The organism is Novosphingobium jiangmenense (genome assembly GCF_015694345.1).
GTDB classification, from domain to species: Bacteria; Pseudomonadota; Alphaproteobacteria; order Sphingomonadales; family Sphingomonadaceae; genus Novosphingobium; species Novosphingobium jiangmenense.
The window spans coordinates 64046-77533 of record NZ_JADQDC010000003.1 but is presented as its reverse complement, the minus strand read 5'-3'; the positions used below and the strand labels follow the sequence as shown (position 1 = coordinate 77533).

Annotated in this window: 17 protein-coding genes; all 17 read right to left on the bottom strand. The window is 67.1% G+C overall.

The annotated features are described in order from the left end of the window. Positions 1–89: 89 nt before the first annotated feature. A complete protein-coding gene (locus I2488_RS05410) occupies positions 90–1172 on the bottom strand; it encodes an OmpA family protein (RefSeq protein ID WP_196274794.1) in 1083 nt (360 codons plus the stop codon). 192 nt (positions 1173–1364) lie between these two features. Beyond that, positions 1365–1823: a DUF2793 domain-containing protein gene (locus I2488_RS05405; RefSeq protein ID WP_196274793.1), complete on the bottom strand. Its 459-nt coding sequence runs from the start codon at positions 1821–1823 to the stop codon at positions 1365–1367. 25 nt (positions 1824–1848) lie between these two features. Further along, entirely contained in the window at positions 1849–4038 is a 2190-nt protein-coding gene (locus I2488_RS05400) for a GTA baseplate fiber-binding domain-containing protein (RefSeq protein ID WP_196274792.1), read from the bottom strand. 4 nt (positions 4039–4042) lie between these two features. Next, on the bottom strand, positions 4043–4438 hold the full coding sequence (locus I2488_RS05395) for a C40 family peptidase (protein ID WP_196274791.1): 396 nt from the start codon (positions 4436–4438) through the stop codon (positions 4043–4045). Next, positions 4435–5253, bottom strand: a complete 819-nt coding sequence (locus I2488_RS05390; protein WP_196274790.1) for a DUF2163 domain-containing protein — start codon at positions 5251–5253, stop codon at positions 4435–4437. The genes I2488_RS05395 and I2488_RS05390 overlap by 4 nt, the downstream gene beginning before the upstream one ends. Then, positions 5250–7589: a DUF2460 domain-containing protein gene (locus I2488_RS05385; RefSeq protein WP_196274789.1), complete on the bottom strand. Its 2340-nt coding sequence runs from the start codon at positions 7587–7589 to the stop codon at positions 5250–5252. The genes I2488_RS05390 and I2488_RS05385 overlap by 4 nt, the downstream gene beginning before the upstream one ends. An 18-nt stretch (positions 7590–7607) precedes the next feature. Continuing rightward, positions 7608–8186, bottom strand: a complete 579-nt coding sequence (locus tag I2488_RS05380) for a phage tail tape measure family protein (RefSeq protein WP_196274788.1) — start codon at positions 8184–8186, stop codon at positions 7608–7610. Continuing rightward, positions 8176–8373, bottom strand: coding sequence for a phage tail assembly chaperone (locus I2488_RS05375; protein ID WP_196274787.1), 198 nt, complete (start codon positions 8371–8373; stop codon positions 8176–8178). The genes I2488_RS05380 and I2488_RS05375 overlap by 11 nt, the downstream gene beginning before the upstream one ends. Continuing rightward, entirely contained in the window at positions 8370–8684 is a 315-nt protein-coding gene (locus I2488_RS05370) for a gene transfer agent family protein (RefSeq protein ID WP_196274786.1), read from the bottom strand. Before I2488_RS05370 ends, I2488_RS05375 begins: the two co-directional genes overlap by 4 nt. After that, positions 8684–9091, bottom strand: coding sequence for a phage major tail protein, TP901-1 family (locus tag I2488_RS05365; protein ID WP_196274785.1), 408 nt, complete (start codon positions 9089–9091; stop codon positions 8684–8686). Before I2488_RS05365 ends, I2488_RS05370 begins: the two co-directional genes overlap by 1 nt. 28 nt (positions 9092–9119) lie before the next feature. Continuing rightward, the gene (locus tag I2488_RS05360) at positions 9120–9515 is read right to left on the bottom strand and encodes a DUF3168 domain-containing protein (protein ID WP_196274784.1); all 396 of its coding nucleotides are present in this window, start codon (positions 9513–9515) and stop codon (positions 9120–9122) included. Between the two features lie 3 nt (positions 9516–9518). Next, positions 9519–9677 (bottom strand): hypothetical protein, encoded by a 159-nt coding sequence (locus I2488_RS05355; RefSeq protein WP_196274783.1) that lies wholly within the window; start codon positions 9675–9677, stop codon positions 9519–9521. Then, positions 9674–10225, bottom strand: coding sequence for a head-tail connector protein (locus I2488_RS05350; protein ID WP_196274782.1), 552 nt, complete (start codon positions 10223–10225; stop codon positions 9674–9676). The genes I2488_RS05355 and I2488_RS05350 overlap by 4 nt, the downstream gene beginning before the upstream one ends. Before the next feature lie 110 nt (positions 10226–10335). After that, complete coding sequence (locus tag I2488_RS05345; protein WP_196274781.1) at positions 10336–11481, bottom strand: phage major capsid protein; 1146 nt, start codon at positions 11479–11481, stop codon at positions 10336–10338. A 73-nt stretch (positions 11482–11554) separates the two neighbouring features. Further along, positions 11555–11974, bottom strand: coding sequence for an HK97 family phage prohead protease (locus tag I2488_RS05340; RefSeq protein ID WP_196274780.1), 420 nt, complete (start codon positions 11972–11974; stop codon positions 11555–11557). Further along, positions 11971–12279 (bottom strand): DUF6127 family protein, encoded by a 309-nt coding sequence (locus I2488_RS05335; RefSeq protein ID WP_196274779.1) that lies wholly within the window; start codon positions 12277–12279, stop codon positions 11971–11973. Before I2488_RS05335 ends, I2488_RS05340 begins: the two co-directional genes overlap by 4 nt. Continuing rightward, the gene (locus tag I2488_RS05330; RefSeq protein WP_196274778.1) at positions 12276–13439 is read right to left on the bottom strand and encodes a phage portal protein; all 1164 of its coding nucleotides are present in this window, start codon (positions 13437–13439) and stop codon (positions 12276–12278) included. The genes I2488_RS05335 and I2488_RS05330 overlap by 4 nt, the downstream gene beginning before the upstream one ends. Positions 13440–13488 lie beyond the last annotated feature (49 nt).

Sequence of the window (13488 nt, the reverse complement as noted above, 5' to 3'; positions counted from 1 at the left end):
GGTCTCCGTTCGGCGTTAGCGCTGCGACCATAACGAAAAAGGGGCCGGATTTCTCCGGCCCCTCGTTCTTTTTCCGGCAAAGCCGAAGATTACATGCCCGAACCCGGACCGTAGGTGATTTCCACGCGACGGTTCTGGAGTTCGCGAACGCCATCGGCGGTCGGCACGCGGTTGTTGCTTTCGCCGAAGGCCTGGCTGGTGATCGAGCCATCCGGAATTCCGTGCGAGGTCAGGTACGAACGGACCGACACGTTGCGGCGCTCCGACAGAGCCTGGTTGTACTTCACCGTACCCGAGCGGTCGGCATAACCTGCCAGCATGATCGGAACGCTGGCGCAGTTGCCATAGGCCGTGACCGCGTTGTCGAGGATCGTTGCTGCTTCCGGCGTGATGTCCGACTTATCCCAGTCGAAGAACACGATGTACGGACCCTTGTTGCAGACCGGAGCCGGCGGCGGGGGCGGCGGAGGCGGCGGGGGCGGCGGGGGCGGCGGCGGCGGCGGCGGAGCAGCCTCTTCCACCGGAGCCGCGCCACCGAAGTTGTAGCTCAGCGTGCCGAGGATCGAGTGCGAACGGAAGCGGGTGCGCGCCGCAGTACCGTCAGCAGCAACCAGATCGACCTTGTCGGCGTTGAAGAAGCGATACTTCAGACCAACGTCGATGTGGTCGCTGATCGGCGCACGAATGCCGGCCAGAGCCTGCCACGCGAAACCAGTGTCGGAATCGTTGATCGCGACAGCAGGGTTTCCAGCGCCGTCGCTGCCAGCATTGATGAAGTACTTGGCACGGGCAACGCCGACGCCGCCACCAACGAAGCCCTGAAGGCCGTCGTCCGGACCGAAGTCAAGCAGGCCATTGACCATGAAGCTCAGGGCATCGGCGTGACCCTGCGGGTTGGTGAAGGTCTGCGCGCCGAAATCGACAGCGTCGTTGTAGGCACGACGATAGCCGACTTCGCTTTCAAGGCGGAAGCCGCCGAAATCGTAACCGACGATACCGCCGAAGTCGTAACCTGTGTGGTTGTTCAGGACGACCTGACCGTTCAGAGCTTCAGAATCTTCGATCTTCATCGCGCCGGCATCGGCTTCGACGTACCACGAGTCATCCCGTGCAAACGCCGGAGATGCCAAGGCACTCGAGGCCAAGGCAAGGCCAAGGACCAGTTTCCGCATTATCGTTTCCCCTTTTAGCGACATCATGCCACGTCGTGCAGCTTGTCTACCGGTTCCAAAGTGGTCATGCAAGCGGACAAACACACCGAGTGTTGCATGAAAACAACGGATTGAGTCCATTGTGCAATGCAAATACGCGGTGATTGCGCCCTCATGTGCCGGTGAAATGCGGCAAGGGGGATTTGGTTCCGATCAACTGGTTGAAAAGGCGCCGGTTGCTTTCAATGCAAGGATCAATGCTGCGATCGCGGCGCGTGCTTCAGTATCGACAACCGACCCACCGGTCGGCGCTGCCGGAGGGGACGTGACCGTCCAGGCGTTGTCAAACAGTTGAAATGCATGCTTCTGGATGTCGTAGAGCCGCATGCCCGGAACAGCGTTGGCAAAGCGCCAGCCACCTTCCGTCCACACGGCCACTGCGTTGGCGTGGCCTGCAAATGGCCCCACAGGACTCGTCCCGACGATCCATGCCTGACCATTGGCGGGCGTGGCCGGAGCATCGTTCCTGACACCTTGCACGTTGCCCGACACCAGAATGTCGAGGAGGCTGAGCGCCTCGTTGACCGTGACCTCCTTCTGGGATTGCCCCGCGAACAGCATCGGCATACCCAAGCGGGCAGTCGTGGTCGAATAGCTTACTGGATCGGTCATTGGTTTGCCTTTCGATCTGAACGGATCATTGCGGTGGCGCGATGGTGAGTGGCAGGGAGAGCGCGACGCGGCCAACCTGGCGAACGCTGAAGCGATGGTCGGCAGTGACAGTGCCGAGCGCCGCAATCTGGTCGGGTGCTAAGTCGAGGCGGGCCTGCGTGGTGTTCCACAGGACTGCCGGTGCCAACGAGGTGCCGTAGGTTACCTGCCAGAGCTCCTGAGGCTCGTTCAGCGAAAGCTCCACCTCGTCAGTCCAGGCCCAACCGCCACGGGCTCGCCGCACCCATTCAATCCGCCAGGTCCCGTCTGCCAAAGCGCTTGCACGGCCATGGACAGGGCAAAGCGGTCGTTGACCGAGCCCCCGATTGGTCAGCGAACTGGCCACCGCCGCCGCATCCCCATGCCCGAGCGCCGCGATCAGATCGCCCTCGCCGACAGCGGCAGGATCTATCGCTACAAGACTGTCATCGATCAGCACGAACGGCTCGTCCGCCGCATGGCCCACGATCGCCGCCTCGGTGCCCCCTCGCCCGCGCAACAACCCATTCAACCGCCAGGTCCCGTCGGAAATCTGCTGAGCGCGGGCGAACTGCACGAGTTCCGACCCCACCAGCGCAAGATTGCTGCCCTGCATCAATTGCGACCACGTCGCGTTGGCCAGTGTGGAATCGTGCGACACAAGTGCAACATCCACACTGGATCTTGAATCGAACAGCAAAGGCGAGCCGATCGGCAGGGCTGCAAGGCACCGCCCCATCACCGCTCGGCGCCGACCGGTCGAACCGATCGCCTCAAGGCTTCCATCGTTAGACTGCGTGAACAGGGCAGCCCCCGTCCAGCCAGCGGTCGGCGCAGATGCCGCCACGCGCATGGTCACCGTGGCAGGATCGCCTTTGCCATCCCATGGCAGTTCGAACGCCGCAAGCGTTGTCGGCTGCGCCTGAAGATCAGGAGCGGGATTGGCGCGCCCCGGATCGGCTGCTCCCGTTTCCAAGGGCGCAAGCGGGGCGACCGCCGCAAGATCAAGCATCACGCCGTCGGCCTGCCACTCCCACTGCTCGATCCGCCAGAGCCCCTGGGTGACCGGCGTCGTCACAACGGCTCCCGGAGCGAACCTGTCGTCGATTTCGGTGATGCGATAGCGCAGGGTCTCGCGCGCAAGCGTCCTGCGCCGCGCCGCACGATCCGCAACGGCGCTCGCTTCGGATGCCGTCATGGCGGTCGGCAGTTCTATCGTCGCGACGTCGCCCGGCGCGCTGCGGCCAATGCTTCGCTGCAGCCCCGGCTGATAGTCGCGGCCGATATCATAATAGCGCACTGCGCACTGCTGGGACACGGGCAGCGCTTCGCGCCGCCGCGACCAGCCGCTCGCCCGCGCATCCTCGGCAGATTCACCACCGGCACAAGGCGACGGCAACTGTAGCGGGCTGTCCGCAACTTCTTCGGCAAGATGAAAGACAAGCTGCTCGTCGATCACCGTGCTGGCAATGGGCGCGATCTCGCCAAGGGTCGAGACCACGTCAGCAGCCCCGCCCTGCTCGACGGTATACCCCGAAAGGCCAAGCGAACTGATGCCCGATGCTTCCGCCAGGGGAAGCATGTGCCCCACAACGTCGGCTGCGCTCACCGCATCCGCGTCCGCCAGGATCTCGAAGGTCAGCGAGGGCAGGCGATTGCCGAAATCGCCCAGTTCGAGATCCTCGAACACCACATAAGCGAGGTTGCGATAGGCAGGGTTCAGCGCCACCCCTTCCGCCTGGACCAGAAGGGGATCGGCAGCCTGATCGCCGTATCCGCCGTGCACCCGCACGGTCCCACCCACCTTCAGATCGCCAGCTGACCCGCGCAGCAAGTTGCCATCAGCCCAGATCCGGCCAATCCCCGCAATCGGCCGGCTCGCGACGGCGACGGCAAACGAGGCGGTGTAGCTGTAGCTGGTCACCGAAGGTCGCCCCTTGCCCCCGCCGTTCTTCTGCTTGTGTTCGACCAGCTCGGTCGCCCAGATCACGCTTCCCGAGGCGCGGATCGTCCCGAAGTGCATCGGCAGGGCAGAGCCATAGCTCGAGGTCTGGACCGAAAGCTCCTTTAGCCGCGGCCCCTCGACCTTGCGCTTGCCGAAAATCGCGCCATCGATCTGCTGCCCGATCAGCGCACCGAGCGCACTGCCAAGCGGCCCGAACGCCGAGCCGACAGCCGTAAGTAGCAGGGTTGCCATCGGATCAATCCTTTTCGTCTGTCAGTCGCCACTGCTGGCTGATCGGCCATGGAAGCGGTGCGGGCAGGAACGTCACCCGTCCCAGCGAGGCATGGGCGTGAACGAACCCGCCCGGCACCCGCACCGCCAGATGCGATTGCATGGGCCCGGTCCGGCAGAGCACGATGTCGCCTTCGTCCTCGCAGGCGGTCAGCCCGCTTGCTGCCGCACAGCGCAGGAACCGCGTCACACTGACCGATCGCAGCGAATAGCCTTCGGGCGCATCGGGCTTGCCGCCCACCCGCCGCAGCGCCTCGGCCACCAGTCCGACGCAATCGAGGCCGGTAGCCGGATCGCGCCCGTGCAGCCGGAACGGCACGCCGACCAGCCCCAGCGCAGCCTCTGCAAGCGCCGCCCTCATCCTTGCGCGGCCGGGTAGCGAGTGAGCAGGTCATTGCCGGGAAGATAGGGCTCGCCCTGAAAGTTCACCGCGTTGCCGAACCGGGCGGAACAGGTGCCGATCGTGTGATCGCACCCCTCGCGCAGGACCACGGGCATGCCTGCCACAGCGTCCGCAGCCAGCGGCCGCTCGAGCACCAGCCAGTCACCCTCGACCGCGCGCACCCGCAGCACCGCTCCGGCATCATCGCCATCGACCGGCCTGATCCACCCAAAGGCAAAATCCGCTGCGACCATGCCTGCTGCCTTCACCCACTGGCGACCTGCGCCAACATCCGCCAGCGTCGCCTCATGCGTGAAGCGCGCGCCCGAAAGCGTGCAGCCCTCGCCGCAGAACTCGGCGCGACAGGTCGGGGAAGTGCGCGGCACCACGTCGCGCGCCAGCAGCTGCTTCAGCGATTCCAGCTCCGCCGAAAACTGCTCCCCCTCGCGCCCGACCGAACCGATCGTGCCGGTAAACAGCGCCTCGGATTCAAGGCTCTCCCAATCGACCAGCCCCATCGCCACACGCGCACCATCGAAGCGGCCCCTGGCAAGGTCAGCCTCGCCGATGGCGTCATGCGCGAGAGCGCCAGAAACCTCTGCCGAGTCCGCCTCAAGTGTCGCCGTCCGCCGCACTGCCGAGGGTATCATCCCCGGCGCCGTGCGGTGATGCAGCCCGCCAAACACCAGATCGCGGTCATGACTGGTAAAGCCCAGCGTCACCCCGTCGCGCCGCTCGATCCGCCACCACACCGCCACGGTCTCGAGCGGCTGGCTGAACCAGGTCCGGCTCATGCGTCTTCTCGCAGTTCGACCAGCGGCACGCTCGGCGCTTCACCGGCGGCGAATTCCGCACCCGAGATGTCGAGACGGTCCTCGGCAAAGCGCACCGGCACGTCGAACAGGAACCCTGCCCGCACCACCGCACCGTTGGCAGGGGCGGTGGCGAACACCAGCACGCCCTTCTCGTCGAGCGTGAAGCTCCCCGTCTCGGCACCGTTCACGCTGACCCGCAGCGATTCCGCGCGAGGCCGCGTGATCCGCCGCTTCTGCGCGTCCACGCCGTCGCCGTAATACTTCACCAGCGCAAAGCGCGAAGCGGCGCCATCGCCCGTTCCCAGCACCTGGTCCATCGGCGTCGGCACCCCGCTCATGCCGTTGGAGCTGAAGTCCGAAGGATCGCGCAGCCGGAACCCGCGCGCCTGCCCGCGCCGCGCCCGGAAGAACGCGATCAGCTCGCCCAGTTCCGCCTCGGAGCGCACCCCCGGCCCCACATCGAACCGCAGCCGCGCGTCCGACCACAAGCTGTTGCGCCGCTCGAAGCCGGACGCCGTTATCGTGACGTTGGTCGAAAACTCCGGCGTCACCGAAGCATCCCGCCCCAGCGCCAGCGGGAACAGGACATCGTCGAATGATTGCATGGTCTCGTCTCCGCTCGTCTCGGGAAGCCGGGTAAAGCCGTCGCGCGAAACCTGCGGCAGCGCCCAGATAAAGGTCTCGGCCACCCCGAGACCAACCGCCTCGCTCGCCGCCGCATCGATGCGCGCCCACTCTGCCTGCGCATTGTCGGCCAGCAGCACAAAGCCCGAAAGGTAATGCTGCTGCGATCGCGGATAGCCCAGCCGAGCTTCGGCCACGGCCCGCCCGTCTGCTCGCAAGGCATCCTTGCCTGCGGTCACCCAGTCATAGTCTTCCAGTTGCAGCACATCGAACGCAGGCGAAGCCCAGCCGACCGGCAGGTTCGCGCGCCGCGCCTCGGGCGTCACCGGATCGAGCACCGTCGGCAGGAACGCCAGCAGCAGCGTCTCCGCACCCCCACTCCCGGCCGCCGCCTTTACGGCACTGGCAAGGTCCGCCGTCGATTGCGCCAGCAAGGCTCCGGCCTGATCGAGCAGGCTCTTCTGTGCCGCACTCAGGCTCGCCCCCATATCCGGGATGTTCACCGGAGAGCCGCCAAACGCCGCCTTGGCCGCGTCGTCATAGATGCAGATGCGCCGGTCCTGCGTCACCCACCACCACGGCTCGCCCACCTGATGCCGCACCGGCAGGCCTGCCCCCTGCAGCAGCCCGACCAGCGCCACGCCGACCTTGCGCACCCAGGCCATCGCCTGCGCATTGGCGGGCGAAAGCAGCGCCGAAGGCGGCACCCATCCGGTCCGCGCCGGAGTTCCGTCCCAGGCCTTTTGCTGCCACGCCGCCGGACAGTTCTGCGCCAGCACTTCGTAGGATTGCGAGGCGATCACGGTCTGCCCCATCGCCTTGGCCCCGGCGAAAAATGCCTCGTGCCATTTCTGCGCCGCCGGGTTCATTGCCCCCTGCCACGGATCGACCACGAACCCGTCGGCGCCATCAGGCACGAGAGAATAGAAATGGCTCATGCCGATGTAGTGGTTGATGCTCCCGCGATAGCCCAAGCCCCGGATCTGCCGCAGCAATCGCGCAGGCGTCAGGTTGTAGGCATCGTCATAGCCGGTGCACATCGCCAGACCGTGCGGCGGCACCATCACATCGCCCAGTTCCAGCATCGGTCTGTGCCCTTGGCAAACGATGCCGGAAAGCTCCGCCCACCCCGCTGCGGAAGTGGCAAACGGCGTCGCACTGCCCGAGGCATAGCCCGGTGCCACCAGCGAGATGAACAGCCGGTCGATGTCCGCCGGATGCACCGGATCGGCCTCGGAGGGCAGCAGGAAGCCGCCATTCAGCTCTGAAAACTTGAGCGTAATCTGCGCGTCGGTCGGCGTACCGCTGGCATAGTTCCACAGCCGCACATACCAGGCCCGCGCATTGCCGGCGGCATCGCGCCCCTCGATCGTCAGCGTCGGCCCGTTCACGGCATCGAGCGGCAGAATGCCGGCAGAGCGCCAGCGAAACGAAAGCGTCAGCCGGGAATAATCGCGCCGCGTCTCGTAGGCCAGCAGCGGGTGATCCCACTTGTCCTCGGATTCCCAGATCAGCCCGATCAGGTCGTCCGCCTTGCGGAACACCGCGTCGACCCGCAGCGCATCGGGCGCAGTAGTCACCACCGAGGCCATCGCCGGCCTTGGGAAATTCACCGTCCAGAAGCGCGGATCGAAGCGCTGGATCGTGTCGGTCTGCTGCACCGTGCGGCGCTTGGCCAGCCAGTAACTCATCGCCGGTTCCCCGCCTGATCAGAATTCGTTGAGCGCACGGCGCACCGCCTGCGCCACCTGCTTGCCCGATCGGCGCAGGCTTTCGGGCTGGTTGCTGCCCTGCGGGCTGACGATGCGGATCGAGACGTTCACGTCGCGGCCACGGCCACCACCGACCGAAGGCTCCACTCGTCCGGCAGAGGTCGGCACGAACAGTTCGGGACCGCGCTCGCCGACAAGGTATCCCCGCCCCGGTGCCACCGGACCGCCTGTGGCTCGCCCCGGCAGGCCAAAGATCGACGAGACCAGTCCCGAAAGCAGCCCGCCAATTCCGCCGGACTGCCCCGCATCGCCAGTCACGATGGACCCGATGCCGATCTTCACCGCCTGCGCAGCGATGTCGCCAACCACGTTCAGCGCCACGCGCCGCAGGTCCTCGAACCCCAGCGAGCCGCGCCGGATCGCGCCCAGCAGCCCCCGCTCCAGCGTGTCGCCTGCCCGCCCGAAACCATCCACCAGGATCGAATCGAAGCTCCCGCGCATCTGCGCCACATCAGCCGTGAAGCCCGACGTATTGGCGCGCACGTCGATCATCAGCGTGTCGAGTTCATCCGTCACGGTCTTGCTCCATCAGTCTGTCGATTGTGCCGCGGTCAATGCCGTCGCCTTCGGGCGCGCCCATCGCGGCAAGGATCGTGGCCAGTTCCTCGGGCGTCGCCGCCCAGAACGCCGCGGGCTGCCAGCCAAGCAGCAGCGCGGCCTGTCCCGACAACCGCGCTGCTGCCATGCCGAAAGTGCCACTCATCCGCCGCCCTTCAGCACCTGCACGATCAGCGCTCGCAGCACCGGCGTACAGGCGGCCAGTCCTTCGCGCGCCACCGCCTCGGCAAAGTCCGCGCGCTCAAGTCCATTGCGGTCGCGCAAGGCATGCCAGAACAGCGCCACCATCTCGGCCAGTCGCAGCTGCCCGGCGCTCGCCCGCTCGACCAGCGCAAACAGGGGCCCAAGCTCCTCCTCCGCCGCCACCAGCGCCCCGAACGTCGGGCGCAGCACCAGCGGCTGTCCGCCAAGCATGAGCACCGTTTCCCCCCGGTGCGGGTTGGCTGAATCCGTCATCAGACCTGCGCCACCACGCCCGAGCTTTCGAGCGTCATCGTATAGTTGCGTTCGCCATTGAAATCGCCCGAGTAGTCGAGCCGCTGGACAAGGAACTTGCCGCGCATCTTCTCGCCGCCCTCGAACGAAAGCTCGTAGTCCGCGATGGTCCCCGAAAGCGCATTGCCGCGCACCTGGCCTTCGGCTGCGCTGCCAAGGAAGATGCCCGCCGCACTCACCGTCACCGAACGCGTCCCCGCGCCCGAAAGCAGCTCGCGCCAGCCGCCCGAATCCTTGGTGGTGATCACTACCGCCTCGCCATTGATCGACATCTGCGTGGTGCGCAGGCCGGCCACGGTGTTGTAGGTCGGTGTCCCTGCGCCATCGCTGATCTTCAGCAGAAAGGCGCTTCCCTTCTGTGCTGCCATGTCGGTTCTCCTTCGAAAGAGTGAGGTGTCAGGCCGCCATCACGCGCGCCCGGTATTCCAGCACGAACACGCGCAGCGCTTCGCCGCGCTGCTCGGCCCGCGCCTTCAGCATCGCCAGGCTGGCAATGCGGAAACCGCTCGCGGTCTGGTCGTAGGGCAGGCTCTCCACCCGGGCCTCGATCGCCGCGACCAGCGCAGCGCCGCCCAGCGGATCGTCGCTGCGAAAGTTCAGCTCCAGCGCCACGCGGATCTCGCGGCCCGCCAGCGTCTTGGTGCCCCAGTTGGTGCTGGCGCTCGCCGTCAGAGCCAGCCACGGCAAGGCCACCCGCGAAGGCGCTTCCTCGACCACGGCATTGAGCGCCGCGCCCAGCGCCGCATCGCTCGCCAGCCAGTCGATCAGCACGGCGCGAAAGGGAATTTCCATCGCCTATTCCTTTCCGAACAGCGGCCACAGCAGCGCCGCCTTGCGCCACCGCGCTGCGCTCTTGCCCTGCGCGATCATTGCCGCCCGCGCCCGGGCCAGTGCCTCGGCCTTCTCGGTCAGCCGCCGCACCAGCCCGGCACCATCGGCCCGCGCCTCGATCATGCGAGGCGCATCCGCCGCCACGGCCGCCACAGCGCCGCGACCACGGCTGGCGGCAGCGTCGCCGCCTTCTTCTCGTCGTCGCGCGCCCGGTGCTGGTGCGCTGCCAGCCGCACCACGCCGTGCCGGATCGCCTCGGGCAGCACCGTCCAATCGCTGGCCAGCCCGGCAACATAGGTCACCACCACCCGCGTCTGGTCGATCGGTCGGCGCAGCCGCACCAGGCCGGTGCCATCGGCCCGGATGTCGAGCTCGTAGTCACTCGCCGCCAGTGCCGTGCGCAGGCCCGAAGTGCCCAGCGCCGCCATCGCGGTGATCGCGGTGACCGGCCGGGCCGAAAGCACCTGCCAGTCGCTGCTTGCTTCCAGCACGTCCTCGCAGCCCGATTGCAGCGGCATCGTGCCGGTAAAGCCCTCGCACACATCGAACGCGGCGCGCATCAGCGAGGCCAGCTCGCCATCGTCGGCGGTCCGGGTAATCCCGAGCCAGGCCTTCAGTTCGCTAAGCGCCGCCGAGGCCACGGCTGGCGGCGCGACAATTGCCCGCATCATGGCAATCTCCGGTCATCTGGGAAGGAAAGGGGCCTGCGGCGGCAGGGGGGAGGGACCGCCGCAGGCATCCGGTGACGATCACGCCACCGGAAAGGTCAGCCGAGCGCCGATCAGGTCGAGATCTTCAGCAGCTTGATCGCGTCGCTGTCCATGACCTGACCGCCGACGCGGCGGGTGGCATAGAACTGGACGTAGGGCTTGTTGGTATAGGGATCGCGCAGGATCGTGGTCTGGCGACGCTCGGCGATGAGGTAGCCGGCCTTGAAGTTGCCGAACGCGATCGGGAAGGCGTTGGCCGCCACATCCGGCATGTCCTCGGCTTCGATCACCGGATAGCCGAGCAGGCGATCGGGCTGGCCCTGCACCAGGCCCGGCTGCCACAGGAACGCGCCGTCCGCGGTCTTGAGCTTGCGGATCGCCGCCAGCGTGGTCGAGTTCATCACCCACACCGCGCCCTGTCGCAGCGGCGCCTTCATCTGGAACACCAGATCGATCAGCTTGGCCTCCGGCGCGCTGTCAAAGCCCGAGGCATTGCCCGAACCCACAAACTGAAGCGAACCGAACGCGCGGGTGTTGTCCCCTGCCGCGCTCATCGTCGCGCCAAGGAAGCCCTTGGGCTGGTTCGTGCCGGTGCCGCTGATGAACGCCGCACCTTCAGCGCGCGCGAACTCGGTCGCGATCTCGTTCGCGAGCCAGGTCTCCACGTCGAAGGCCGCATCGTCGAGCATCGCCTGGGTGGCCGAGGGGTTGGCATAGAGCTCGCCGGTCGGCGGCAGGATCTCGGCCAGCTTGGGGCTCGCCGTTTCCGGACGCGCACCCGTCTCGCTCACCCAGCCCGAAGCCGCACCGCCGATCGAAATCAGGCGGCGGAAGCCCGAAGTGCCGGTCTGCACCACGTTGGCCACCGAACGGATCGGGCTGATCTCGACCAGTCGGCGCGCGATCATTTCATCGATCTGCTGCGGCACGGCAAAGCCGCCATCGGCCGCTACCGTGCCCGAAAGCGCCTTGAGTTCGGTCTCGCGGCCATGGCGAACGTAGCCATCGATGAAGCCCTTGAGCTCCTGCCCGCCCTCGGCACCACCGGCCAGCATCGGACGCACCGCCATGCGGCCCGCGCGCTCGATCCGGCCCTTCACTTCCTCCACCTCGCTGCGCAGCGCGGCGATGGCGGCATCGTGCGCATCCTGGCGCTCGACGATGTCGAACGATTCAGCGATGGCATCCGCCTTGGTTTCGATCTCGAGATTATCCATGTGGCTCAACGTCCTTTCTGCATGAAACAGGTCGCGCCACGCGCGGCCCGTCGGGGACTTCGGTTTCGGAAAATCAGACGGCCTCGGGCTCGACGTAGTGGACCCGCGCCAGCGGCTGCATCGGTCGCGTCACCAGGCTGACCTCGAACAGGTCGAGATCCTGCAGCTCGCGCCCGCCCGGCAGCGCCCGGCCCTTGAGCACGCGGTAGCCGAACGAAAGCCCGTCCACCGCGCCATCCTTCAGCGCCCGCGCCGCCGCCGAATTGGCCACATCCAGCTTCGCCACGACGCGCAGGCCCCGTTCGTCCTCGCCCGCGCTCTCGATCCAGCCGATGCGCTGGTCCGGTCGGTGCTGCCACAGCAACGGCAGCTTCAGCCCCTCGGCGAGCCTGCGCTCGAGCGAGCCCTTGAATGCGCCCGGCAGGATCGTGTCCCCGCCGCTGTCGCGCTTGCGGAAGATCGCGGCATAGCCCGCAAACCGCAGCGCGCTCATCGCACCAGCTCCATCAGGCCCATGCGCACGGCGATGCCCAGCAGGAGCAGCGCCAGCAGGCCGCGCACCACCCAGGTCACCACCGCCCGCCACGCGCTCGCCTTGGCATCGCGCCAGGCGCCCAGCAGCTGGCGCAGTTCCATCAGGTCGACATGCGCGCTGTCATCGGCGAGGCCCATCCGGCTCAGCACCCGTGCCGCGCCAAGGTCCGAAGCCTCCTCGACGATCGCCCGCAGCGTGACGAGATCGCCGCCCTCGTCCTCGGCCTGCGCCACCAGCCGCGCCAGCATGTCCTCGCGGGTCATGCCGCCACCTCACCGATCCCGAGCAGCGCCCGCTTCTCGTCAGCCGAAAGGAAGTCCGCGCCCGCAACTTGCGCCCACAACCGCTCGCGATCCTCGGCCAGCGCCGGCACCGCATCGAGATCGACGCTCAGCGCCGCCCCGGCAAACGACCCCGCCAGCCCCTCGGCCAGTGCGGAAAGCACCTTCCCCGCCAGCGGCAGCAGCGTCAGCCGCCACAGCGCCCGGTTCGCCTCGCGATAGTTGGCGTAAGTGTTGTCGCCCGGAATCCCCAGCAGCATCGGCGGCACCCCGAAGGCCAGCGCGATGTCGCGCGCCGCCGCGGCTTTCAGCGTGGCAAAGTCCATGTCCGCCGGCGTCAGCGCCAGCGCCTGCCACTTCAGGCCGCCCTCCAGCAGCATCGGCCGTCCGGCATTGCCCATGCCCGAATAGGCCGCCGTCAGCTCGCCCTTGATCCGCTCGAACTGGTCGGCAGAGAGCGCCGCCCCCGGCTCGCCCGGATCATAGACCAGCGCCCCCGATGGCCGCGCCGCGTTCTCCAGCAGGCTTCGGTTCCAGCCCGCCGCCGCATTGTGGATCGCCACGGCCTCCTCTGCCGCCTCCAGGCAGCCCGCGCCATAGTGATCGTCCAGAGGATGGAAGTATTTCACATGGATCAGGTTGGGCCGGCCAAAGTCGTCCTCCGCCTCGATCCGCAGCGCCTTCTCGCCGACCTTGTAGGCAAAGGCGGCAGGCCATCCGGCTGCATCGGGAATCACCGTCACCCGCTCTGGGCGCAGCGCGAACAGCTCCACCGGCACGCCATCGGCGTCGCGCAGCACCTGCACATAGGCATTGCCGTGCAGCAGCAGATGCGCCGCCAGCGTCTCGATCAGCGGCTGGCCCGCGCTGGTCTCGCCGATCAGTGCCAGCAGTTCCGGCTGCGAAGCCTTGACCGGCGCCCCACCGATCCCTTCGGCCACCAGCCGCACCGCGCGCTGCGCCACGGGATTGCGCAGGTAGGCTTCCCGAATGGCCACGGGATAGTTGATCGGCCCGCGAGCAGCATCCCCGCGCCAGTCCGCAGCGGCAATCCACGGCGAGACGAAACTGCGCCCGAGCGGCGCGCGCGGCGTCACCGCCTCGCCCTTGAAGGCAGCAGCAAGCGATTGAAAGAACGACATAGTCTGCCTTTCATGATGAAGTTTTCGATTTCAGGGATGCACACCCTCC

Coding starts and splice junctions, on each gene's coding strand:
- I2488_RS05410 (WP_196274794.1), bottom strand. CDS start 1,172: ATGCGGAAACTGGTCCTTGGCCTTGCCTTGGCCTCGAGTGCCTTGGCA.
- I2488_RS05405 (WP_196274793.1), bottom strand. CDS start 1,823: ATGACCGATCCAGTAAGCTATTCGACCACGACTGCCCGCTTGGGTATG.
- I2488_RS05400 (WP_196274792.1), bottom strand. CDS start 4,038: ATGGCAACCCTGCTACTTACGGCTGTCGGCTCGGCGTTCGGGCCGCTT.
- I2488_RS05395 (WP_196274791.1), bottom strand. CDS start 4,438: ATGAGGGCGGCGCTTGCAGAGGCTGCGCTGGGGCTGGTCGGCGTGCCG.
- I2488_RS05390 (WP_196274790.1), bottom strand. CDS start 5,253: ATGAGCCGGACCTGGTTCAGCCAGCCGCTCGAGACCGTGGCGGTGTGG.
- I2488_RS05385 (WP_196274789.1), bottom strand. CDS start 7,589: ATGAGTTACTGGCTGGCCAAGCGCCGCACGGTGCAGCAGACCGACACG.
- I2488_RS05375 (WP_196274787.1), bottom strand. CDS start 8,373: ATGAGTGGCACTTTCGGCATGGCAGCAGCGCGGTTGTCGGGACAGGCC.
- I2488_RS05370 (WP_196274786.1), bottom strand. CDS start 8,684: ATGACGGATTCAGCCAACCCGCACCGGGGGGAAACGGTGCTCATGCTT.
- I2488_RS05365 (WP_196274785.1), bottom strand. CDS start 9,091: ATGGCAGCACAGAAGGGAAGCGCCTTTCTGCTGAAGATCAGCGATGGC.
- I2488_RS05360 (WP_196274784.1), bottom strand. CDS start 9,515: ATGGAAATTCCCTTTCGCGCCGTGCTGATCGACTGGCTGGCGAGCGAT.
- I2488_RS05355 (WP_196274783.1), bottom strand. CDS start 9,677: ATGATCGAGGCGCGGGCCGATGGTGCCGGGCTGGTGCGGCGGCTGACC.
- I2488_RS05350 (WP_196274782.1), bottom strand. CDS start 10,225: ATGATGCGGGCAATTGTCGCGCCGCCAGCCGTGGCCTCGGCGGCGCTT.
- I2488_RS05345 (WP_196274781.1), bottom strand. CDS start 11,481: ATGGATAATCTCGAGATCGAAACCAAGGCGGATGCCATCGCTGAATCG.
- I2488_RS05340 (WP_196274780.1), bottom strand. CDS start 11,974: ATGAGCGCGCTGCGGTTTGCGGGCTATGCCGCGATCTTCCGCAAGCGC.
- I2488_RS05335 (WP_196274779.1), bottom strand. CDS start 12,279: ATGACCCGCGAGGACATGCTGGCGCGGCTGGTGGCGCAGGCCGAGGAC.
- I2488_RS05330 (WP_196274778.1), bottom strand. CDS start 13,439: ATGTCGTTCTTTCAATCGCTTGCTGCTGCCTTCAAGGGCGAGGCGGTG.